Origin of the sequence: Gordonia paraffinivorans (assembly GCF_900683595.1) — a bacterium.
Taxonomy (GTDB): Bacteria; Actinomycetota; Actinomycetes; order Mycobacteriales; family Mycobacteriaceae; genus Gordonia; species Gordonia paraffinivorans.
Genome location: NZ_CAACYD010000006.1, coordinates 614,458 through 636,846 on the forward strand (window position 1 = coordinate 614,458; position 22,389 = coordinate 636,846).

The following is a 22,389-nucleotide window of genomic DNA, read 5'->3' on the forward strand; positions in this document are numbered from 1 at the left end:
ATCCATCGGGTAGACGCTGTTCGCGCGCCGGCATCGTCGGCGCCCGGCGCCGAGTCGCCGTGATCACGCGGCCCTCCCCGGTTGAGCAGTCAGCCGTTCACGGCCTTGCGATGGATGCCCATAGGAGCAGTTGTGGACGGACAGCAGATCATCGGGTCCAGCGGTTCGGCGACGATCGATCCCGCCGGCGGTGAGATTCCCACCGCGAACGAGACCGGCTCGACAACGGCCGCGACTACGATCCGCGTCGCCTCCGTCCCCGCATCGCACGTGTATGTCCGACACCTCTCGCCGGTCAACGGCACGGTGAGCGACCTCGACACGGGCAAGGTCTCGGTGACCCGCCTGGCCGACCCCGTACCGGCCGACGGCGCCAAGGTCCCGGGTGGATGGTGGCCACCGCTCATGCTCGACCCCAGTTGGATCGCACAGCACCACAACGACTTCGACGTGTTCCATATCCACTTCGGCTTCGACGCGGTGGAACCCTCGGTGATGTCGGCGGTGGTGGCCGAACTCCGCAAGCACGGCAAGCCGCTCGTCTACACCCTGCACGATCTGCGCAACCCGCATCATCCGGACCCCGGAGCCCACGAAGAGGTCCTCGACATCCTCGTGCCCGCGGCAGACGAACTGATCACGCCGACCCACGGCGCCGCGGACGCAATATCCAGGCGCTGGAACCGCGCGGCCACGGTCATCCCGCACCCCCACGTGATCCCTCCCGCCCGTTTCGGCCCACGCGAACCTGCGACCGACGACTTCGTCGTCGGCGTCCACGCGAAGAGCGTCCGCGCGAACATGGATCCGCTACCGGTCATCCTGACGCTGCTCGACGCCGCGTCGGACTATCCGGACGTGACGATCCAGATCAATCTGCACGACGAGATATTCGTTCCCGGAAACCACTGGTACAACCCCGATTTCGGAACCGCGGCACTCGCGCTGTCCAGGCACCCGTACGCGAGCGTGCGGGTCCACGAATACTTCGACGACGACCAGCTGTGGGACTACCTCCAGGGAGTGTCGGTCTCGGTCCTGCCCTACCGCTTCGGCACCCATTCCGGCTGGCTCGAGGCCTGCCACGATCTCGGCACCGCGGTGATCGCCCCGTCCTGTGGCTTCTACCACGAACAACGGGACTGCTTGACCTATGAGCTCACCGAGGACCGGTTCGATCCCGACTCCCTCGTCGCAGCACTCGCGGACGCCTACGAGAACAGGCCGGTGCCGGCGCTGTGACCGGACCGGCGCACCGAGCGGATCTCCATCGCCGAACAGCATGCCGCCCTCTACACAAGGGTGCTGCATGCGTGAGTCACTGCGGATCGCGATCATCGCGTCGAGCCGGTACCCGATCGCCCAACCCTTCGCCGGTGGCCTGGAGTCTCATGTCTGGCATCTGACGCGCGCACTCACGACTGCCGGACACGAGGTCACCCTCTTCGCCGGGGCCGGCTGCGATCTACCCATCGACTCGGATCGGTTGCGGGGCCGCCTCTTCGAGCCGTCGGCCGCGGCCCGGGCGGATGTGTCCATGCCGCCGGCCGAGGTCCTGCACGAGCATCATTCCTACCTGTCCCTGATGCTCGAGCTGGCGCGCAACCCAGACGAGTTCGACGTCATCCACAACCACAGCCTCCACTACCTGCCCGTCGCGATGGGACCGTCGGTGCAGACCCCGATGCTGACCACCCTGCACACGCCGCCCACCCCCTGGCTCGAGTCCGCACTGACCCTCGCGCCGGGCACGCGATGCGTCGTGGTCAGCCGACACACCGCACAGGCCTGGGCGCACGTGCTGGGAACGGTCCCGGTCGTGCTCAACGGGGTCCGACTGGACCGATGGACGAGCGGACCCGGCGGCGACGACCTGGTGTGGTTCGGGCGGATCGTCCCGGAGAAGGGCACGCACCTGGCAATCGAGGCCGCCCGCCTGGCCGGCCGCCGGCTTCGGCTGGCCGGTCGGATCAGCGACGAGCAATACTTCCGAGATCGGGTGGCCCCGGCCCTGGGCGACCACGTCACCTATGAAGGACATCTTCGTCAGCGCGACCTGGCCCGACTGGTCGGGTCCTGCGGAGCCACGCTCGTCACCCCGGTGTGGGACGAGCCGTACGGCCTGGTGGTCGCGGAATCGCTGGCCTGCGGAACACCGGTTGCCGGCTTCGCCCGCGGCGGCATCCCCGAGATCGTCGACGCCGGCTCGGGGGTCCTCGTGGCGCCCGACGACGTCCATGCTCTCGCCGACGCGGCCGAGGAGGCGATCGTCCTCGATCGACGCCTCGTGCGCCGCCGCGCGGAGCAGCACTGCTCCGACGCCGCGATGATCGGCCGGTACCGCGCGATCTACGAACAGATGGTCGCCGGCAGGCGGCGTGCGCACCGGCCCAGCGTGAAGGTCTCGGCATGATCGGCTGCTACGTCCACCACCAGGGACAGGGGCATTGCTCGCGGGCCGCGGCCGTCGCCGCGCACATCGGGTCCGACGTCGTGGCGTTGACCAGCGCCGATCTGGCCGACCCCGCGTTCGCCGAGGTCGTCCGTCTCGATCGCGACGACGCCGACGCGTATCCGGTCGATGTCGACGTGCACGGGCTGCTGCACTGGGCGCCCCGTCACGATGCGGGACTCCGCAACCGGATGGCCCGACTCGCGGCCTTCGTCGCCGAGCGCAGGCCGAAGGCGGTGGTCGTCGACGTATCGGTGGAGGTCACCCTGTTCCTGCGCCTCCTCGGCGTGCCCGTCGTGGTGATAGCGATGCCCGGCGACCGCGACGACCCGCCCCACCAGCTCGCGTATCGCGCGGCCGACGCCATCCTCGCCCCGTGGCCGGAGGATCTGTACCGTCCGGCATGGCTCGAGGAGCACCGTCACAAGACCACCTTCACCGGTGGCATCTCGAGGTTCGACGGACGTCCGCCGGTCTCTCATCCGAGCTTCGCCGCCGACCTGCTGGTCCTCACCGGCGCCGGAGGCGATCAGCGGTCACCACACCCCGCATCACGGCTCGCCGAGGACCTGCCGGATCTGAACGTCGTGACGCTCGGGCCGGCCTTCGGGACGTGGGTCGACGATCCGTGGCCCTTCCTCTGCAGCTCTCGGCTGACCGTCATCAGTGCCGGTCAGGGAAGTGTCGCCGACGCCGCGACCGCCGGTCGGCCCGCCGTGGTCATCCCCGAGGACCGCCCGTTCGCCGAGCAGCGGACAACGGCGGCAACCCTCGCCCGCGCCGAACTGGCGCTCGTCGCCTCTACATGGCCGACGCCCGAACGATGGAGGGCGATCGTCGACTCGGTCGGCGATCGTGCGCCCGAATGGGATCGCTGGCACACCCGCGGCGCGGCCGAGCGGGCGGCGCGGGCCGTCGAGTCCGTGGCCCACCGATGACCGGCGGACCTGACCCGGCCGTGGCGGTCATCACGATCGTCTCCGGCCGGCATGCTCATCTGCGGAGGCAACTGGAGGCCTTCGCGCACTCCACCCTCACGCCGCTCGTCCACGTCGTGGTGGCCATGGACGATCCCCATATCGGCGGCCTCGTGGACGACTACGCCCCGCACGGTCATCCGGTCTCCCTGGTGCACATGCGCGGCAGCGGCGACGCCCTGCCACTCGCCGAGGCCCGCAATACCGGTGCAGCCGAGGCGATCTCACGCGGAGCTGGATTGGTGGTGTTCCTGGATGTCGATCGCATACCCGACCCGGCACTTCTCGCGCGGTACCTCCGTGCGGCCACCGACGCAGGACCACAACTCCTGTTCTGCGGCCCGGTCACCTACCTACCCGAGGACCAGCCGACATTCGACGCCCGCGAACTCCGCCGGTTCGCGGCACCGCATCCGGCCCGTCCGGCACCCCGCGACGACAGCGTCGAGTTCTCGTCTGCGATGACGTTGTTCTGGTCGCTCTCGTTCGCGGTCCTCGCCCCGGACTGGGAAGACACCGGCGGCTTCCACACCGGATACGAGGGTTACGGCGGTGAGGACACCGACTTCGCCCTGTGCGCCCGGAGCAAGCGATGTCGGAACGCCTGGGTGGGTGGCGCCCACGCCTACCATCAGCATCACCCGGTGTCCGATCCCCCGGTCGAACATCTCCGGGACATCCTGCGCAACGCGCGGGTCTTCCACCGCCGTTGGGGTTTCTGGCCGATGGAGGGCTGGTTGAACGGCTTCGCCGACCTGGGGCTCATCGCCTACGACGCGGCCGACGACGCCTGGAGAGCGACCGGGCGGGTCAGCCCCTGACCTTCGAGAACCGGATCGTGACCGTACGACCCGAATCGGCGCCGGTCGCGTCGTCGTAGGTGATGGTGTGGCTGTCGGTCACCGTCCGCACGATGCGCCACCCGAAGCTCGACTCGTCGAGGGTCACGCCGTCGACGAGGTCGCCGCGGACCTCGCCGGCGACACCGTTGTCCGTCATCTGGAGGGTGATCTGGATCGACGATCCCTCGACGGCTGCGGCGATGATCTGTGAGCAGATCTCATCGACCGCGACCTTGGCGTCGATCACGTCGTCGAGTACCCAGTCCTCGATGTAGAGGGCTGTTTCGACGACCGCGCGCACCAGCGCCAGGCGATCGGTGGCCGCCGGAACCCGTAGGACCGTCGGCGTCCCCCCGTCTACTGACAGCTGGGAAGTGGCATCAGGATCGGTCATCAAATGAGTCTTCTTCTCACGTCGAGTGGTGTGAATCTTCACCGGTCGGTTCATGAGTGCCCCACGCTGCTCTATTCCAAACGCGGCGACGGACATCCACGTCTCGTCGTGTTCCCCGTTACACCGTGAGGAAACGTTATCAGAGCCTGACCTGCGCAGACACTCAGAGATGGAGTCGATCACACGTCGTGGCGTTTCAGCATGGGGCCGCTGCGGTACCCGAGGCTTCACGATCACCGCCGGCGCGGCCGCGGTTCACCACTCGGCGTCGTCCGATCAGCCGACAGCTCTCGACCGACTCGGGTCGACGACCTCAACGAAAGGACCGACATGCCCGATCCCACACCGGAGCGTGAGATCGCCTCGCGGGAGGCGATCTCACGACGGCCAGAACGTAGATCCCGTGACCCCAAGGCGGTGGGACTTCTCGGATTCTTCTGCCTGGGACTGATGTTGGTGCTCGGAGGCGCCGCGATCGCCGCCGGCGCGAGCGACAACGACCTCACACCTTGGCTCGCGCTCGGCGCTGTTCTCGCCGGGATCCTCGCAGTCGTCCTCCTCGTCGGCGCCCGCACCCGGCTTCGGCGTCGTGCCGGGCTGGACGGCGAACGGGCCCACCAGGACCCGATCCAGCCGGAGACCACCGCCGAGGAGGCCGAACGGTACGAGGAGCGTTTCCACGACTTCCCCACAGATCACGCGGGCAAGCGCGCGGTCGGATGCCGTGAGCGGGTCGCGGACGACACCATCCGCGAGGACGCCGAAACAACTCGCGGAGCAACCGAACACCACCGAAAGGCCTGATCATGAGAGCAGTCACCTGGCAGGGCAAGCGGAGCGTATCGGTCGAGAGCGTGCCGGACCCGAAGATCGAGGAGCCCACCGACGCCGTCATCAAGGTGACGTCGACGAACATCTGCGGCTCCGACCTGCACCTCTACGAGGTTCTCGGACCGTTCATGCGCCCCGGCGACGTCCTGGGTCACGAACCCATGGGGATCGTCGAGGAGGTGGGTCCGGAGGCCGGCGACCTGAAGGTGGGCGACCGGGTGGTCATCCCGTTCCAGATCTCGTGCGGGTCATGCCTTTTCTGCAACCAGGGACTGATGACGCAGTGCGAGACCACCCAGGTCCGCGACCAGGGCATGGGAGCCGCCCTGTTCGGGTACTCCGAGCTGTACGGCTCGGTCCCCGGCGGCCAGGCCGAGTACCTCCGGGTTCCCCAGGCGCAGTTCACCCATGTCAAAGTCCCTGCCGACAAACCGGATTCACGATACGTGTACCTGTCGGACGTCTTGCCCACCGCTTGGCAGGCCGTGGCCTACGCCGAGATCCCGCGTGGCGGAACGGTCACCGTGCTGGGCCTCGGCCCGATCGGCGACATGGCCGCACGCATCGCGTCACATCAGGGGGCGCGCGTGATCGGCGTCGACCGGGTCCCGGAACGGCTGGCGCGGGCGCAGGAACGCGGCATCGAGATGATCGATCTCGATGCGGTCGACAACCTCGGTGACGCGGTCCGCGACGTCACCGGCGGTCTGGGCACGGACTCGGTGATCGACGCCGTCGGCATGGAGGCGCACGGCTCCCTGGTCAACAAGCTGGTCCAGGACGCCGTCGGCTTGCTGCCGGACTTCGTTGCGCGCAAGGCGATGTCGGAGGCCGGCGTCGACCGGCTGGGAGCCTTCTACTCGGCGATCGACGTCGTCCGGCGTGGCGGGACGATCTCGTTGTCGGGGGTCTACGGAGGGACCGCCGATCCGCTGCCGATGCTGACGATGTTCGACAAGCAGATCCGCCTGCACATGGGCCAGGCGAACGTCAAGCGCTGGGTCGACGACATCCTTCCCCTGCTGACCGACGACGATCCGCTGGGAGTGGACACATTCGCGACACACGAGATCCCGCTCGAGGAGGCCCCCCAGGCCTACGAGACCTTCCAGAAGAAGGCAGACGGGATGGTCAAGGTGATCTTGAAGCCCTGATCCTCAGGGCCCTGGTTGGGAAGCTGGGGACCCGCGCACGAGGCGTGGACCCCCAGCACCCGATCAGGCGTGAGCCCGCAACGGCTCCTCGTAATACTCATCGTCGGCAACCGCCTCACGCAAAGTCTCGAGGATGCGGGTGAGCAGCCTCGACACATGCATCTGCGAGATGCCGACCTCGCGCGCGATCTCGCTCTGCGACATCGATTTGAAGAACCGCAGAGTGAGGATCTTGCGCTCGCGCTCGGTGAGCATGGCCAGCGCGGGTTGGAGAGTCACGAACTCCTCGACCATGCCGAGGCGATCGTCGTCGTCGCCGAGAGTGTCGGCCAGGGTCCAGCCGTCCGTGGACGAGCCGGCCTCGGCGTCGATGGAACTCGCCGTATACGCCGAGCGAGCCACCATCCCCTCGATGACCTCACCGACGGGTAATCCGAGATGTTCGGCGATCTCGCTGGGGCGCGGCGACCGGCCGAGAGTCTGCAACAGCTCCTCACTGGCCTTCGCGATGTTCAACGAGGCTTCCTGCGCGCGACGTGGCACCCTGATCGACCACGTGCTGTCCCGGAAATACCGCTTGACCTCACCCATCACGGTCGGAACCGCGAAGGCGAGGAAATTGTTGCCGCGTTCGACGTCGAAACGATCGACCGCGTGCATCAGACCGATCCGCGCCACCTGGCGGAGATCGTCGACCGGCTCACCGCGATCGGAGAACCGGCGTGCGACGTGATCCGCGAGCGGAAGACACCGCTCGATCACCTCGTCGCGTTTCTTGGCACGGAGAACAGCGTCGGCCTCGTTGCGGATGTCCCGCAGCATGGGGAGGACGTCGCGATAATCGTCGTGCTCGGCTTGTGTCGCCATAGGAGTCACCACCCAGACATTTCTGATCATGAGAGATCGATGGGCTGAATGCCCGAAATCCAGCATGGAGCGGATGTGCGCACGCGACTCGACACACATCAACTACAAGGCAACCATGTTCCGCGCGTCACGTCCAGTCGGAAGTGACCGCCCGGTAGGTCACGGAAAGATATCGAATCCCTGGTCGTGGCAACAAGAGAGTAAAGGCCTTGTTCGGGCTGCTAAGCGTCCGTAGGGTGAGACGTACGGTTCAGGGCAGAGCCGGGACAAAGAGCGAATCGGGCGACCAGGGCCCGCCACTCACGACACATCACGGGTTATCTCCTCACAAGAGGATGATCGTGAACTTGGGATGCGGCCTAACCGGCCGGAAGACAACGGTTTTCGTCTCATGACGCGGCGCTACCGAGCACAACACCCAACCGAGATGAGCAACCTCATGCCCCTCAGTACATCGACGACGTTCCTGTCGGCATTCGGAGCCACAACGGAATCCGTGTCGAGAACCTCTACCCGCCGCTTCGATTCCTCGAAATCGTATTGCGTACAAGGCTTTTCCGGGAGCATCGACGCCGAGACCGGCGCCGACTTCGCCATCGCCCTTGATCGCGTCGTCCGCAGCAGGTGCGACGGAATCGTCTTGGATCTCACTGCCGTCAACTTCTTCGGCACCGTCGGCCTCGTCCTGCTCGACGCCTTCGTCGGCGACGCGACCAGGGCGGCGATCCCGGTCGCCCTGGCCGGCGAGCGGACCGTCTCGCGACCGCTCGAGGTGAGCGGGCTGACCGCGAAGGTCCGGATCTACAAGACCCTCGAGGAGGCCGGCCGCGTGCTCGCCGACGGCGACACAGGACCGAGCACGGTCGAGTTCGCCGTGCCTGAGTGATTCACCTTCCCCCAGAGGGAGGTCACCGCTTCTCGACGACCTGGCGCGCCACTTCCGAGAGCTTGGTATTCGACTCCTGCGACAGTCTCTTCAGCAGGTCGAAGGCCGCCAGGGCGTCGACTCCGAACCGTTCCATCAGCATTCCCTTCGCCTGACCGATGACGTCCCGGTTCGCCAGTGCGCTGTGGAACTGCTGGTCCTTCTGGATCGCGTTCCACGCCAGGGCCGCGTGGGTCGCGTACACCACGCCGATGTCCTCGGCGTGCAAGTCGAAGATCCCCGGTTCGTCCGCGAACACGTTGAGCGCCCCGATCCGGTTGCGGTTGGCGAAGAGCTGGAACGACAGGACGGACCGGATCGGGACCTCCGCCACCGCGCGACGCCGGTACTTCGGCCACCGGTTGTCGGCGTCCAGGTCGTCGGCGCGCACGATCCGCTCGTGCAGCGCCGCGGACAGGCACGGGCCCTCGCCGGTCTCGGCCTGAATCCGGTCGTGGATCTCCACGTACTCGTGGGTGGACCCGAGCGACTCGATGGAGCGACGATCCGTGGCCACCGTGAGTCCGGCATATTGCGCCCCCGGGATCTCGGCCAGCGCACCCTCGACGATGGTCTTGGCGATCAGCTCGTCGTCGGCGGTGTCGGCGTGCAGTTCCCGCGCCAGTTCCGCGATCCGCAGATGTACGACGTCGTCGGATTCATGGGTCACGACGGATTCCTTCCCAGGGCGTAGCCTTCTCAGACGCTCTCAGACACTTCGGCCCTCGAGACTCCAACGTACTGCCTGCAGGCGTGGTGAAGGCGCTTTCACGGTCTGTGAACGACCTTCCGTCGAAGCGCGGGATTCTGGCACTCTGACGGCATGCTCCCGATCCTCGATCTCCGCGACGCCGACACCGATCCGGCGCCCTTCCGCGCGGCGCTCCGCGAAGCGGCGCACGACCACGGCTTCTTCTACCTGACCGGCCACGGTGTGCCCCAAGAGGCATTCGACGAGGTCCTGCGACTGGCCCGGGAGTTCTTCGCCCTGCCCGACGAGGTGAAGAACGAGATCAGCCAGCTCCAGAGCCCTCAGTTCCGTGGCTACTCACGTCTCGGCGGGGAGCTGACCAACGGCAGGGTGGACTGGCGCGAACAGATCGACATCGGTCCCGAGCGCGAGGTCGTGCCGGATGCCGAGGGCTACTGGCATCTCCAGGGGCCCAACCTGTGGCCGTCGAGGCCCGAGGGTTTCCGAGAGGCGTTCGAGGCCTGGGGCGAGACCCTCTCACAGGTCGGATTGCGGCTCCTGCGCCACTGGTCGGTGTCGCTCGGGGCTCCGGAATCGTTCTTCGACACCGCCTTCGAACACCTGCCCGCCACCCTGATCAAGGTGGTGCGCTATCCCGGGAGCCCCGATCGCACGCAGGGGGTCGGCGCGCACAAGGACTCCGGCGTCCTCACCCTGCTGCTGGTCGAACCCGGCTCCGAGGGACTGGAGGTCGAGACCTCCGCCGGCGAGTGGCTCGAGGTCCCCCCGGTGGACGGCGCCTTCGTCGTCAACATCGGTGAGCTGCTGGAGGTCGCCACGGGCGGCTACCTGCGGGCGACCCAGCACCGTGTCCGCGCGCCGCGACCGGGCACCGACCGCGTGTCCATCCCGTTCTTCTTGAACCCCGCGCTCGATGCCGTCATCCCGATCATCGAGCTGCCGCCGGAGCTGGCCGCGTTGTCACGGGGCGTCGAGGCCGATCCGAACAACCCGATCTTCAACACCTACGGCGAGAACGCGTGGAAGTCGCGGACCCGCGCCCACCCGGACGTGGCCCACCTGCACCACGGGATCGTCCCGACCCAGCCCGCCTCCGCCTACTGACCGGCCGCTCGCCGGCCGGCGCCGGAGCCAGGGCTTTTCGGTACGCCTGAGCAGAAGTGTCTGCGAAGCACCGCGCGCGCTCTATGGTTTCGACGTGTTCGACGTGCGCAAGCTGGTGGTGTTCTCCGAGGTGGTCCGTCGGGGCTCGATGAGCGCTGCCGCCGCCGCGCTGCAGTACACGACGTCGGCGGTCTCCCAACAGATCACCGCACTGGAACGCGACCTGGGGCACCAGTTGCTCGTACGCACCCCGTCTGGGGTGCATCCGACCCCTGCGGGGCAACGGCTCGTCGGCCACGCCGAGGTGATCCTGGCTGCGGTCGAGGACGCCGAGCGCGACCTGTCCCGGTCCTCGGCGCCCGAACCCGGGCTCGTACGGGTGGCCTCCTTCTCCAGCGCAGCGTCGGAGATCCTCCCGCGAGTGATAGCACGATTTCGAGAAGCCTTCCCGCGCACCGAGGTCCGACTGGCCGCCGCCGACCCCGACGAGGCCGTCGAACTGCTGCGCGCCGGCGACGTCGAGGTCTCCGTCGTCACCGAGGTGCCCGGCGAGTCCCGCGGAGACTACGGGGACCTCTGTCTCACACCGCTGTTCGACGACGATTTCCATGTCGTCCTGCCGCCCGGCCACCGGTTGGCAAACGTCCGTGCGGTGCCGCTCGATGCGCTCTCCGGCGAGAAATGGGTCGTGAGTTCGGCGACCGGGACCTGCCCGGATGCGCGGGTCTTCCTGAACTCCTGCCGACGGGCCGGTTTCACCCCGTCGGTGTCGTTCCGGGCCGAGGATTACCCGACCGTCCAGGGACTCGTCGCCGCAGAACTCGGTGTCTCTCTGGTTCCCTCGCTCGCCCTCCGCAGTGCCCGGCACGACGTGGTGGTCCGACCGGTTGCCGGTCGTCCGCCGTCCCGCCGGATCTCGCTGGCCACCACCGAAGAACCCGAGGCCAATGGGGCTGTCGCCGCGCTGGTGGCCGTGGCCCGCGCGGTCGGGACACACCGCGAACGGGCCAGCGGGCGTCGGGCCTACACCGTTCCTGCACGACCTGTAAGTGTTGCTTGAACCACCGCCCACAGGCGATGCCGAAACCCTAGCGTGAGCGCGAACAGTGACGTCCACGAAAGGATTTCGACGTTGACACCGACGACCACCACCGACGCCCCGGCCGTACCGGTGCTGTCCGACGAGCACGCCGCACTCGCCGCTGCCGATTCCGTCGCCGCAGTCGTCGCCGCAGGGTCGCTGCGGCGCGAACTCGACGGCGAACTCCCCACCGAGGCATTGCAGACCGTGGCCGCCTCCGGTCTCCTCGGCATCCTCGTGCCCGCCGAACACGGCGGACCCGACCTGCCGCAGTCGGTGGCGGTCGAGGTGATCCGGCGTCTGGCACGGGCCGATTCCGCGGTCGGCCAGCTGCTGCTGTCGCACTATGTCCTCAGCGCAGGCATCCGCGGACTCGGCCGCACCGAGCCCGCACCGACGATCTACGGCGACATCCTGGCGGGCGCGCAGCTGGGCAACGCCTCCGCCGAGCGCGGCACACGCACCGCCGCCGAGCGCAAGACCACGGTGCGCCGTCTCGACGACGGCCGCTGGGAACTGCACGGCACCAAGTACTACGCGACCGGTTCACTCGGCGCGAGCTGGATCGGTGTGGGCGCGCGCGTCGAGGGCACCGACCACGGTGCGACCGTCTTCGTCCGTCCGACCGACTCGGGGGTGACCCTCGACCTCCAGGACTGGTCGGCCTTCGGCCAGCGGGGAACCGCGAGCGGGACGGTGATCCTCGATCACGTGATCGTCGACGACCGCCTCGTGATCGACGAGGGGCCCGACCCCGATCCCGTCACCGCGGCACCGTCGGTGCTCGGCGCCTTCGACCAGGCCCTGCACACCGCCATCGACGTGGGGATCGCGCGGGCGGCGCTGGAGGACGGCGCCGAGTTCGTCCGGACGAAGTCGCGACCGTGGTTCGAGGCGAACGTCGACCGGGCGGCCGACGAGCCCCACGTGATCCGCCGCTTCGGCGAACTCACCGCCCGACTGTGGGCACTCGAGGCGTTGCTGGAGAAGGGTTCCCGGCTCATCGACGCGGCGCGGGCCGAGCCCGAGCTGACCCGGGACTCGGCTGCCGCGGCGTCACTGACCATCGCGTCGGCGAAGGCCCTCGCCCAGGAATTCGCGATCGAGATCGCCTCGGGCGTTCTGGAACTCGCCGGCACGTCGTCGACCGACGGCAAGTACGGACTGGACCGGCACTGGCGGAACGTGCGCGTGCACTCGCTGCACGATCCCGCCCGATGGAAGTACGTCCACATCGGCAACCACACCCTGCACGGCACCCGGCCTCCGCGGCTCGGCGTGCTCCTGTGAACCGTTCGCTCGCCCGACATCACCTCTGTCTCCACCGTCACCCCGAGGATCACCCATGACGAATTTCTATCTGACCGGCAGCATCAACGTGCCCGACGTCGACGCGGCCTTCGCCCTCGTCGGCGAGAACCTGCAGCCGAACGTGCTCCGCGTTCCGGACGGAGAACCCGGAGATCGCGCGAACTGGGTCCTGACGCAACGGGATCTCTTCCTGGACAATCCGACACTCGACGTCGTCGGCGACCGGGCCCAGGTCAGGCCCGGCGTGGCCGTCGAGTTCGGCGACGTGGACTACCACTCCGTCGCCGCCGCGTCCTACCAGCGGTTCGTCGAGGTCCGGCGGACCGGCGTCCTGCTTCCCGAATCCCGCTTCCTGGTGTCGATCCCGACCCCGTTCAACGCGGTGAACTCCTTCGTGGAGTTCGACTCACAGGTCGAGGTCGCACTGGCCTACGAACAGGCGCTCCGCAGGAGCGTCGAGGAACTCTTCTCGCTCGTGCCCGCCTCGGATCTCGCCGTGCAGTGGGACCTGCCGACCGAACTCGCGACCGTCGAGGGCTGGTTCCCCAACCCCTATCCCGGAAACGAGGCGATCTTTGCGGCCACCGCGCGCCTGGCCTCCTGGATTCCCGACGAGGCCGAGCTGACCTTCCATCTCTGCTACGGGGATTCGAAATTCGGGGCGTCGCCGTTCATGGGCGACCCGCCGGACGCCGAGGCCGCAGCACGCGGCGGGCGCCACATCCTGCCCCGCGACGCGTCGGCGATCGTCACCGTCGCCAACGGCCTCTCCCGGCACGTGGGCCGGCGCATCGACGCGATCCACGCCGCGACCGTGGCGACCTGGAACCGGCGCGCGCACTGGCAGCCGCTGCAGAACCTCGCCGTCGAACCCTCCACGGAGATCTTCCTGGGCCTGCTGCACGCCGAAGACGGCGCCGAGGGCGCCCGCGACCGTGCGGCCATCGCCTCGGAGTTCCTGCCCGGGTTCGGCATCTCCACCGAGTGCGGCCTCGGACGGCACTCGCACGACCAACTCGACGCCGTCGTCGCCGCCTACCGCGAACTCGCCGGGACCCGAGAACTCGCGTCGGCCTGACCGGCCCGCGGACACCCACCCTTCTCCGGCATCTCGATCGCCGATTCGGCCGGCGATTCCACCGGAGAAGGGTGGGTCTCGTCTGTCAGCGGAACGCGTCCTGGCCGGTGAGGGCACGCCCGATGGTCAGCTGGTGGACCTCCGACGTGCCCTCGTAGGTGAGGACGGACTCGAGGTTGTTCGCATGCCGGATGACCGAGTACTCGAGCGTGATGCCGTTGGCGCCCAAGATCGTTCGGCATTCCCGGGCGATCTTGATGGCCTCACGCGTGTTGTTCAGCTTGCCGGTGCTGATCTGCTCGGGACGGACCTCGCCGCGATCCTTCAGCCGGCCCAGGTGGTAGGCCAGCAGATGTCCCTTGCCGACCTCGAGGGCCATGTCGGCGATCTTCGCCTGGGTGAGCTGGTAACCGGCGAGCGGCTTGTCGAAGACCTCGCGGGACTGCGAGTAGGCGATGGCCGCCTCGAGGCAGTCGCGGGCCGCGCCGATCGCACCGAATACGATGCCGTAGCGCGCCTCGTTGAGAGCGCTCAGCGGCCCGCGCAGCCCCTGTGCCTTCGGCAACATCGCCGAGGCCGGCAGGCGCACGTCGTCGAGGACCAGTTCGGCGGTCACCGAGGCGCGCAGCGACATCTTCTTGCCGATCTCCGGGGCGGAGAAGCCCGGGGTGTCGGTGGGCACCACGAACCCGCGGATGCCGCGGGCGCCCTCCTCGAGGCCGGTCTTCGCCCACACCACTGCGACGTCGGCGACGGAGCCGTTCGTGATCCACATCTTGGTGCCGTTGAGAATCCAGTCCTCACCGTCGCGCCGGGCGTTGGTGCGCATGCCGCTCGGATTCGAACCGAAGTCGGGCTCGGTCAGGCCGAAGCAGCCGATGGCCTCGCCGGCCGCCATGCGCGGCAGCCACTCGTTCTTCTGCTCCTCGCTGCCCCAGTGATGGATCGAGAACATCGCCAGCGAGCCCTGCACCGAGACGAGACTGCGGATGCCGGAGTCGACGGCCTCGAGCTCCAGGCAGGCCAGGCCGTAGGCGGTCGCACTGGTCCCGGGGCAGCCGTAGCCCTCGAGGTGCATTCCGAGAGCGCCGATCCCGCCGAGCTCGCGGGCGATCTCACGGACCGGGAGCTTCGCGTCCTCGAACCAGTCCGCGATGTGCGGGCGCAGTCTCGCGTTCGCGAAGTCGCGCACGGTGTCGCGGATCGCGATCTCCTCGGGTTCGAGCAGCGAGTCGAGCGCGAACAGCTGCGACAGGGTGCTGGGACTGGACATCGGAACCTCCGGAGACTTCACGAGCGGTCGGTGACGAGCATCATGAGAACGTTTGCGAGAACGTTTGCATCGACTAACGTAGGTGGTCCCTGACCCCCAGGTCAACAGGCGCGCCGGACGACAGACGGAGGACTCACGTGGGCGGTGGTCGACCGACACCGACTCTCAAGGAGATCGCCCGGCGCGCAGGTGTCCACGTCTCGACGGCGTCACGCGTGCTGCGACAGTCCGAACCGACCGACGGGTGGTCGGAATCCGCGCTGCGGGTACGACAGGTCGCCGAGGAACTCGGTTACCAGCGCAACCAGTGGGCCGCGAGCCTGCGGACGCGCAAGACCACCACCCTGGGAGTGGTGATGACCCGCCTCACCGACGGCGTGGTCGCCACGACCTATCAGGGCATCGAGCAGGAGGCGACCCGCGCCGGCTATTCGGTGCTCCTGTCCAGCCCGCCCGACGAGCCCGAGGCGCAACGTGCGGCCATCGAACTCCTGGTGGGACGCCAGGTCGACGGACTGCTGCTCAGCGGGCTGCACCGCCCCGGGAAGGACTTCATCGCGTCGCTGCGGGTCGGCGACGTGCCGATGCTGACACTGACCAGGCACGCCGATGCCGGTCTGCCGTTCGTCGGCGGCGACGACGTGCGCGGCGGGGCGCTCGCCGCACGGCACCTCATCGACCGCGGATACACCGACCTGGCGGTCATCGCGGGTCCGTCTCATGCGACGACGGCAACCGATCGCCTCGCCGGCTTCCGCGCCGAGACCGAGAAGGCGGGCCTCGCCCTGCCCGACGACCGGATCGTCGCGTCGAGTTTCGAGGTGCGCGGCGGCACGGAAGCCGGACGTACGCTGCTCGATTCACCCGACCGCCCGCGGGCGATCTTCGCCGTGTCCGACACCATCGCCGTCGGCGTCCTGGGTGTGGCCCGGGACCTCGGCCTGCGCGTGCCCGAGGACGTGGCGCTCATCGGCTACAACGACATCCCGATCGCCGCACAATTGCCGGTCCCGCTGTCCACCGTCCACTCCCCCGCCAAGGAGATCGGCGAGGCCGCGGTCCGAGGGCTGCTGGACCTCATCGCGGGGCGCGAGGTCGGGTCGCAGCGGCTCCCCGTCGAACTCGTCGCACGCGGCACCACCTGAACCTAGAAGTGCTGGGCACCACCGTCGATGGAGATCTCCTCGGCGGTGATGAACTTCGCCTCGTCCGACGCCAGGAAGGCGACCACTCCGGCAACCTCCTCGGCCTCCGCGGCGAACTGGTTCAGGAACGTCATCCCCATGCCGGCGAGACGGGGATTGGCCTCGTTCGTCTGCTGGATGCGGGCGACCATCGCGCCCGACCCCATCGGGGTGATCACCGCGCCGGGGTGGACGGTGTTCACCCGGATGTCGTGCTTTCCGAGCTCCGCGGCGAACGCCCGCGACATCCCGACGAGCGCGTGTTTGCTCGTCGTGTAGTGGACCATGAAGGGCTGCAGCTTCTTTCCGGCCAGTGAACTGGTGAGGATGATCGACCCGCCACCGCGCTCGATGAGATGACCGGCCGTGGCGGTGACGGTGTTCCACACGCCGGTCACGTTGATGTCCATGGTGTCGCGGAAACTCGTCGGCGTGACCTCGTCCCAGGTCTCCGGGATGCAGATCCCGGCGTTGGCGACCACGATGTCGAGACCGCCGAACGCCTCCACCCCGTTGCCGGCCGCGGCCCGCAACCCGTCGAGGTCCCGGGTGTCGCAGCGGGTGAGGATCGCCTTCGCGCCCTGCGCCTCGACGAGACGCTGCGTCTCGTCGAGATCGTCCTCGGTCGCCGAGTCGTAGGGCACCCCGGGAAGCTGTCCGGCCAGGTCCACCCCGACGATGTGCGCTCCCTCGGAGGCCAGGCGGACGGCGTGGGCCCGCCCCTGGCCGCGGGCGACGCCGGTGATGAACGCGATCTTTCCTGTGAGACGTCCCATGTCCGCGACTCTACGGACCGCCCCACCCGGCCCGGGGCTACTCCGAGGTGATTCCCAGGCGCGCCTGCGCCTCGCGGAACATGGCGACCACGGCCATGCGGATGTCATTGCGGTCCTTCACCGGACGGTCCCAGGCGAACCGCATCTCGACGACGCCCTCGGGCACGGTCACGTCGAAGACGGCGGCCTCGTGGTCGAGACCGGTCATCACCGCCGCGGTGGCGTCGGGTCGCTCGCCCAGCGCCTTGGCGATGACGAGCGAGTCGTCGGCATGGTCGGTGTTCATGTGGTCGAGGACCCCGGCCACGACATCGTCGGGGAACTGCGGCGTCTGGTCGTCGGACATGTGGATCTCTCCTCGTTCGTCGGCACTTCATCGTCGTCGGTGTTTGACCGGGCATGGTGTCGGGCATGCACCCCGCGGGACAAGCGCGCCACCCCGGCGCTTGTCCTCCCGCACGGCCCGTCGGGCGCCCACCCCTTGACGCCCGACGGGCCACCCGGAACGTTCTCTGCGGTCTGGCCCCTCATCTCCCGGCCCGGAACCGCGCCACCCAGGCCTCGAAATGGCCGACGTCGCCGCCATGGGCGTCGAACCATGCCCACGGCCCGCCCCGGAACCCCGCGACCGCGTCGAACACCAGGTCGATGGCCTCGCGCGGGGTACGCAGGATCGGCGCGTCGATCGTGGTGCCGGCCGGAATGCGCTTGCGGTCGCGCAGGCGGGCGAAGACACCGCCGATGTTCTCCTCGGTGCGCTGGTAGTCGGCGATGATCGCGTCCTCGGCGACGCCCGCCAGCATCTGGGCGATCGCCACGATCACGCCGGTCCGGTCCTTGCCCGCGGCGCAGTGCACGAGGGTCGTTCCGGCGAGGTCGAATTCGTTGAGCGCGGCGGTCAGTCGGTCGCCGCCGGTCCGGAGCATCGCGGTGTAGATGTCGGTGAGCGCCATCGAGGCGATCCGGTCCACTCGGGCACCCGACGACACCTGCTTGTGCACCAGGCGCACCTCGGGCGGCCACGACACGGCCTGCGCGCCCGGCTCGGTGTGGTCGCGGAGATCCAGGACCGTGGACGGCGGCCAGGGGACGCCCTGTGGGGCGTCGTCGCCGGGATAGGGGGCGTCGGAGCGGATCAGGACGCCGTGCGCGGTGGTCCCGCCCGAGACGAGCGGCAACCCGCCGAGGTCACGGACGTTCGCCGGTGAACGCGGCACCTGATCGGTGTCGGTCCCACCGGCTGCGGAGAATGTCACACCGGCCTCCATCGTCCTCGTGCGGCAGACAGGTCGGTGACACCGTACCGTGCTGCCGTACTGTGCTGCGGTACCGACGTTGATCGACGCGACGGGCACGACCCACCGCCCACACAGTCCAGGGAGGTCACCGATGACCGGCTACCACTCCTACGCCCCGTCCGAGGGACATGGGTTGGCACACGACCCGCTGAACGCGATCATCGCGCCGCGTCCGATCGGTTGGATCTCGACGGTGTCGCCCGAAGGCGTGCGGAATCTGGCCCCCTACAGCTTTTTCAACCTCTTCAACTACGTGCCGCCGATCGTCGCCTTCTCCAGCGTCGGCTGGAAGGACACCGTCGCCAACGCGAAGGCGACCGGAGAATTCGTCTGGAACCTGGCGACCGACGAACTGGGCGAGCAGATGAACGCCACCTCCGCCGCGATCCCCGCCGACGCCGACGAGTTCGAGCTGTCCGGCCTGACGGCGCGGGATTCCGACATCGTGGCCGTGCCCCGGGTCGCCGAGAGCCCGGTCAGCTTCGAGTGCCGGGTGACCGAGTGCTTTCAACTGCGTTCGGCCGCGGGCGATCCCGTCGACACCTGGATGACGTTGGGCGAGGTCGTCAAGGTGCACATATCGAACGAGTTGCTCGGCGAGGACCGAACCTACCGGACCGCCGCCGCCCGACCCCTGCTCCGCGCAGGCGGTCTCGGCGACTACTTCCTCCCCAGCGACGAGCACCATCGCTTCATGAAGCGACCGAAGCCGTTGTCGCGCTAGTCATCACGCCGAGCCGGCGCGCATCGCCCGGGCGATGGCGTCGGCCGTGGGCATCCCCGTCCTCGCACCTGCCCTCGTCACCGACAGCGATCCGGCCGCGACGCCGCGACGCACGGCTGTCGTGATGTCGTCCCCGGCGGCCAGTGACGCCGCCAGGACGCCGTTGAACGTGTCCCCGGCACCGGTGGTGTCCACCACCGGGTCGACCGAGACCGCGGGGATCGGGGTCGTCCGCCTCCCATCGGCGACGAGGGCCCCATCGGCTCCCAGCGTGACCACGACCGTCACACCGCAGTGTTCGGCGACGGCGTGTGCCATCTGCGGCACCGACGACGTCGTCCCCGGTGCGAAGAGACCTCGGTACAGGCCGCCGAGTTCGGCGGAGTTCGGGGTGACGACGTCGGCTGTCGTCAGGACGTCGATGATGCCCGCCGACACCGGCGCCGGGTTCAGCACAGTCGGGATTCCCTGATCGCGCGCCGCACCCAGCGCAGCGGAGACCGCGGCCGCCGGGATCTCCGTGCTGACGAGAACGCAACCCGCATCCCAGGATCGGGCGTGTTCGACAGCGCCACGGCACCGCCCGGGATCGACCCGGCGGTTGGCGCCGGCGGCGACGGCGATCTGGTTCTCGCCGTCCCGGTCGACGACGATCAGCGCCGCACCGGTCGAGACCCCGTCGATCACCGCGACGTGCGAGGTGTCGACGCCTTCGCCGGCCAGACCGTCGAGCGCGCTCGCCCCCATGTCCTCGTCGCCGACTGCGCCGCAGAAGCGGACCGATGCGCCGGCACGGGCCGCGGCGACCGCTGCGTTGGCCCCCTTGCCGCCGCCGTGACGGACCAGGTCCGATCCGACGACCGTCTCCCCCGGACCCGGCAGACGGTCGGACTCGACGACGAGGTCGACGTTCACCGCCCCGATGACCAGGACCCTCGCCGCTTCCGACTCACTCACTGCCTGCTCCTCTGCAGGGGCACCGGGCCGTGCGACACCGAAATCGGTGGCCGTACAGTCCACTCCGCGCGCCCTGCTAGCTCTTGGCGCTGTCGGCGGACTGCCCCACGTCGGCGGTGAGCCTCCGCGATATCTCCGCGACGGGGATGTTGGTGGACTGCGACAACTCTCGCAGGAGTTCGAAAGCGCGTCCATCGTCGACCGCGAAGCGCTCCATGATCACGCCCTTTGCCTGCCCGATCACGTCGCGCGAGGCCAGCGCGTTCCGGAACTGCTCGTGGCAACGGGCCGCGTCGACCGCGAGCGCAGCATGGGCGGCGAGCGCATACCCGCGCTCGACGTCGGCGTCGCTGAATCCGTCGACGCTCGTCGAGGTCAGCGTGAGCGCACCCAATCCCTGCCTGCGCGTGGAGAGCTCGAACGAGAGCGCGGACCGGACCGGGGATTTCTCGTCCACGAGCGCAGCGAGTTCGGGCCAGCGACCGTCGCTGGTCAGATCCGGAGCGTGGACGATCCGCCCCACACGCACCGCATCCAGCCCCGGGCCCTCGCCGGCCTCCTGCTGGAGACGATCGAACTGTTCGGCGACGTCGTCGCTGCGCACCGTCGAGCGGACCTCGTCCCCCTCCATGAGGGTCACGCCGACGAACTCGACCGCCTCGATGACGTCGGTGGCCGCCCGCGCGATCCGCGGGGCCACCGCCTCGACCCCGCACTCGCTCTCGGCGTGCAGGTCGCGGGCCAACTCGGCCAGCACGACAGAGGGTGCGACATCGTCGGTACCGGACATGGGCAACACCCCATCTCGTGGTCGGCTCGATTGTTGTCGGTTGCGAACAATACCCGGCGATCGCGGCCGCGAGGGCGAGTCCGGCGCCGAGCACCCACCCCGGTGCGCCGCCCACGGCCGCGACGTCGCCGCCACCGCACCAGAATCGGGCAATCCGGTCCGTAGCGCACGCCGGGTCGCACGGGTCTACCCTTTTCACGGCCAGATGAGCACTGGCGATCAGGAGTTCTCCAGGTGTCGATCGAGCACGACAGCGACGCTTCGGGCGTCGAGCCGAACGAGGGTTATCAGCGCGGGCTCACCGCGCGCACCGTCCAGATGATCGCCATCGGCGGCGCGATCGGCACCGGCCTCTTCTACGGCTCCGGCGCCGCCATCGAGGAGGCCGGCCCCGCCCTCATCCTGGCCTACGCACTTGCGGGCCTGGCGATCTTCGTCGTCATGCGGGCGCTCGGCGAACTCCTCATCTACCGGCCGATCTCCGGCGGCATCAGCGAGTACGCGGACGAGTTCCTCGGCCGGTTCGCCGGCTTCAGCCAGGGCTGGACGTACTGGGCGGTGTGGACGACCACCTGCATGGCCGAGATCACGGTGGCCGGCAAGTACGTGAACTACTGGTGGCCGTCGATCCCCGTCTGGGTCACCGCGCTGGTCGCGCTCGGTGTGCTGTTCGGGGCCAATCTCATCTCGGTCGGGCTGTTCGGTCGCGCCGAGTTCTGGTTCTCGACCATCAAGGTCACCGCGATCCTCGGCATGATCGTGATCGGAATCGGTGTGCTGCTGCCGATCTCGGGACTCGGCCCGGAGACCGGCCCGTCCGTCGCCAACCTGTGGAACGACGGCGGGTTCTTCGCGACCGGGTTCAGCAACGCGCTGCTCAGCCTGCAGATCGTGATGTTCGCCTACGTGGGCGTAGAGCTCGTCGGCGTCACCGCGGGAGAGGCGGAGAACCCCCGCGTCACCCTTCGCAAGGCGATCAACTCGGTCCCGTTCCGCATCGGCATCTTCTATGTCGGTGCGATGGCCGTGATCCTGTCGGTGCGCAGCTGGAAGGACTACCACGCGGGCGAGAGCCCGTTCGTCTCGGTGTTCTCCTACATCGGCATCCCGGGCGCGGCCGGCATCGTCAACTTCATCCTGCTCACCGCCGCGCTGTCGTCGTGCAACTCCGGCATCTACTCCACCGGTCGCATGCTCCGGTCGCTGGCCCACAGCGGCGACGCGCCGAAGCAGCTGACCCGCCTCTCCAAGCGCCGGGTCCCGGCCCTCGGCATCTGCGCGAGCGCCGCGATGATGGTGATCGGCGTCGTGGTCAACGCCCTCGACCCGAAGCATGCGTTCGCCTACATCACCGCGGTATCCACGGTCGGGATCATCGTGATCTGGGCGACCATCCTGCTCTGCCAGATGGCGTTCCGGCGCAAGGTCGCCCGTGGCGAACTACCTGCCTCGGATTACCGGGTCCCCGGCGCCCCGGTGACCACGTGGCTCGCGCTCGCCTTCCTCGCGCTGGTGTTCGTTCTCCTGTTCTTCGACGAGGACGGACGTGTCGCCCTCGTCGTCGGCGCCGTGTGGTTCGCGTGCGTCGGGATCGGATATCTGGCGTGGACGCGCTCCGCCCGAGACCTGTCCGATCGCGAGGCCTGAGCGCCCGTCCGA

22 protein-coding genes and 1 pseudogene are annotated in these 22,389 nt (G+C 68.6%); 14 read left to right on the top strand and 9 right to left on the bottom strand.

Annotated elements, in window-relative coordinates; all coding sequences use genetic code 11:
* Positions 1-174 precede the first annotated feature (174 nt).
* The 4 genes and pseudogenes from E1P53_RS09725 (at position 175) to E1P53_RS09740 (ending at position 4,250) form a co-directional block, all read left to right on the top strand.
* Positions 175-1,317, top strand: a pseudogene (locus E1P53_RS09725) (glycosyltransferase).
* A complete protein-coding gene (locus E1P53_RS09730; RefSeq protein ID WP_131734169.1) occupies positions 1,310-2,413 on the top strand; it encodes a glycosyltransferase in 1,104 nt (367 codons plus the stop codon). Before E1P53_RS09725 ends, E1P53_RS09730 begins: the two are co-directional and overlap by 8 nt.
* Positions 2,410-3,390 carry a hypothetical protein gene (locus E1P53_RS09735; RefSeq protein ID WP_131734170.1) on the top strand — a complete coding sequence of 327 codons (981 nt, stop codon included), beginning with the start codon at positions 2,410-2,412 and terminating at the stop codon, positions 3,388-3,390. Before E1P53_RS09730 ends, E1P53_RS09735 begins: the two co-directional genes overlap by 4 nt.
* Positions 3,387-4,250 carry a glycosyltransferase family 2 protein gene (locus E1P53_RS09740; protein ID WP_131734171.1) on the top strand — a complete coding sequence of 288 codons (864 nt, stop codon included), beginning with the start codon at positions 3,387-3,389 and terminating at the stop codon, positions 4,248-4,250. Before E1P53_RS09735 ends, E1P53_RS09740 begins: the two co-directional genes overlap by 4 nt.
* Here E1P53_RS09740 and E1P53_RS09745 read toward each other — a convergent pair.
* Positions 4,240-4,665, bottom strand: coding sequence for an ATP-binding protein (locus E1P53_RS09745; protein ID WP_131734172.1), 426 nt, complete (start codon positions 4,663-4,665; stop codon positions 4,240-4,242). The two genes, E1P53_RS09740 and E1P53_RS09745, sit on opposite strands and share 11 nt — an antisense overlap.
* Before the next feature lie 330 nt (positions 4,666-4,995).
* Here E1P53_RS09745 and E1P53_RS09750 point away from each other — a divergent pair, with 330 nt between their 5' ends.
* On the top strand, positions 4,996-5,469 hold the full coding sequence (locus E1P53_RS09750; protein ID WP_131734173.1) for a hypothetical protein: 474 nt from the start codon (positions 4,996-4,998) through the stop codon (positions 5,467-5,469).
* 2 nt (positions 5,470-5,471) lie between these two features.
* Entirely contained in the window at positions 5,472-6,650 is a 1,179-nt protein-coding gene (locus E1P53_RS09755) for a zinc-dependent alcohol dehydrogenase (RefSeq protein WP_131734174.1), read from the top strand.
* A 63-nt stretch (positions 6,651-6,713) separates the two neighbouring features.
* Here the strand turns inward: E1P53_RS09755 and E1P53_RS09760 are convergent, their stop codons facing one another.
* Positions 6,714-7,517, bottom strand: coding sequence for an RNA polymerase sigma factor SigF (locus E1P53_RS09760; protein WP_131734175.1), 804 nt, complete (start codon positions 7,515-7,517; stop codon positions 6,714-6,716).
* Between the two features lie 439 nt (positions 7,518-7,956).
* Between E1P53_RS09760 and E1P53_RS09765 the strand changes: the two genes are divergently transcribed.
* Positions 7,957-8,403, top strand: coding sequence for an STAS domain-containing protein (locus E1P53_RS09765; protein ID WP_131734541.1), 447 nt, complete (start codon positions 7,957-7,959; stop codon positions 8,401-8,403).
* Positions 8,404-8,425: 22 nt separating this feature from the next.
* Here the strand turns inward: E1P53_RS09765 and E1P53_RS09770 are convergent, their stop codons facing one another.
* Entirely contained in the window at positions 8,426-9,112 is a 687-nt protein-coding gene (locus E1P53_RS09770; protein ID WP_131734176.1) for a GAF and ANTAR domain-containing protein, read from the bottom strand.
* 153 nt (positions 9,113-9,265) lie between these two features.
* Here E1P53_RS09770 and E1P53_RS09775 point away from each other — a divergent pair, with 153 nt between their 5' ends.
* The 4 genes from E1P53_RS09775 (at position 9,266) to E1P53_RS09790 (ending at position 13,728) form a co-directional block, all read left to right on the top strand.
* On the top strand, positions 9,266-10,258 hold the full coding sequence (locus tag E1P53_RS09775) for an isopenicillin N synthase family dioxygenase (RefSeq protein WP_131734177.1): 993 nt from the start codon (positions 9,266-9,268) through the stop codon (positions 10,256-10,258).
* 94 nt (positions 10,259-10,352) lie between these two features.
* Positions 10,353-11,318 (top strand): LysR family transcriptional regulator, encoded by a 966-nt coding sequence (locus E1P53_RS09780; RefSeq protein ID WP_131734178.1) that lies wholly within the window; start codon positions 10,353-10,355, stop codon positions 11,316-11,318.
* Positions 11,319-11,390: 72 nt separating this feature from the next.
* On the top strand, positions 11,391-12,629 hold the full coding sequence (locus E1P53_RS09785) for an acyl-CoA dehydrogenase family protein (protein ID WP_131734179.1): 1,239 nt from the start codon (positions 11,391-11,393) through the stop codon (positions 12,627-12,629).
* Between the two features lie 55 nt (positions 12,630-12,684).
* A complete protein-coding gene (locus E1P53_RS09790) occupies positions 12,685-13,728 on the top strand; it encodes a hypothetical protein (protein WP_131734180.1) in 1,044 nt (347 codons plus the stop codon).
* Between the two features lie 85 nt (positions 13,729-13,813).
* Here the strand turns inward: E1P53_RS09790 and E1P53_RS09795 are convergent, their stop codons facing one another.
* Positions 13,814-15,001 carry an acyl-CoA dehydrogenase family protein gene (locus E1P53_RS09795; protein WP_131734181.1) on the bottom strand — a complete coding sequence of 396 codons (1,188 nt, stop codon included), beginning with the start codon at positions 14,999-15,001 and terminating at the stop codon, positions 13,814-13,816.
* A 137-nt stretch (positions 15,002-15,138) separates the two neighbouring features.
* On the opposite strand from E1P53_RS09795, the gene E1P53_RS09800 reads away from it, so the two are divergent.
* A complete protein-coding gene (locus E1P53_RS09800) occupies positions 15,139-16,146 on the top strand; it encodes a LacI family DNA-binding transcriptional regulator (protein ID WP_131734182.1) in 1,008 nt (335 codons plus the stop codon).
* 2 nt (positions 16,147-16,148) lie between these two features.
* Here E1P53_RS09800 and E1P53_RS09805 read toward each other — a convergent pair whose 3' ends face one another.
* The 3 genes from E1P53_RS09805 to E1P53_RS09815 all read right to left on the bottom strand — a co-directional run bounded on the left by E1P53_RS09805 (position 16,149) and on the right by E1P53_RS09815 (position 18,229).
* Positions 16,149-16,961 carry a mycofactocin-coupled SDR family oxidoreductase gene (locus tag E1P53_RS09805; protein ID WP_131734183.1) on the bottom strand — a complete coding sequence of 271 codons (813 nt, stop codon included), beginning with the start codon at positions 16,959-16,961 and terminating at the stop codon, positions 16,149-16,151.
* A gap of 37 nt (positions 16,962-16,998) precedes the next feature.
* The gene (locus E1P53_RS09810) at positions 16,999-17,307 is read right to left on the bottom strand and encodes a DUF2470 domain-containing protein (RefSeq protein ID WP_006901491.1); all 309 of its coding nucleotides are present in this window, start codon (positions 17,305-17,307) and stop codon (positions 16,999-17,001) included.
* Positions 17,308-17,488: 181 nt separating this feature from the next.
* Positions 17,489-18,229, bottom strand: a complete 741-nt coding sequence (locus tag E1P53_RS09815) for a tyrosine-protein phosphatase (protein WP_006901492.1) — start codon at positions 18,227-18,229, stop codon at positions 17,489-17,491.
* A 121-nt stretch (positions 18,230-18,350) separates the two neighbouring features.
* Between E1P53_RS09815 and E1P53_RS09820 the strand changes: the two genes are divergently transcribed.
* Positions 18,351-18,983 (top strand): flavin reductase family protein, encoded by a 633-nt coding sequence (locus E1P53_RS09820; protein WP_006901493.1) that lies wholly within the window; start codon positions 18,351-18,353, stop codon positions 18,981-18,983.
* Positions 18,984-18,986: 3 nt separating this feature from the next.
* Here the strand turns inward: E1P53_RS09820 and E1P53_RS09825 are convergent, their stop codons facing one another.
* Positions 18,987-19,940, bottom strand: a complete 954-nt coding sequence (locus tag E1P53_RS09825) for a ribokinase (protein WP_131734184.1) — start codon at positions 19,938-19,940, stop codon at positions 18,987-18,989.
* A 76-nt stretch (positions 19,941-20,016) separates the two neighbouring features.
* A complete protein-coding gene (locus E1P53_RS09830) occupies positions 20,017-20,730 on the bottom strand; it encodes a GAF and ANTAR domain-containing protein (protein WP_006901495.1) in 714 nt (237 codons plus the stop codon).
* A 234-nt stretch (positions 20,731-20,964) separates the two neighbouring features.
* Between E1P53_RS09830 and E1P53_RS09835 the strand changes: the two genes are divergently transcribed.
* Positions 20,965-22,377 carry an amino acid permease gene (locus E1P53_RS09835; protein ID WP_131734185.1) on the top strand — a complete coding sequence of 471 codons (1,413 nt, stop codon included), beginning with the start codon at positions 20,965-20,967 and terminating at the stop codon, positions 22,375-22,377.
* Positions 22,378-22,389: the final 12 nt, after the last annotated feature.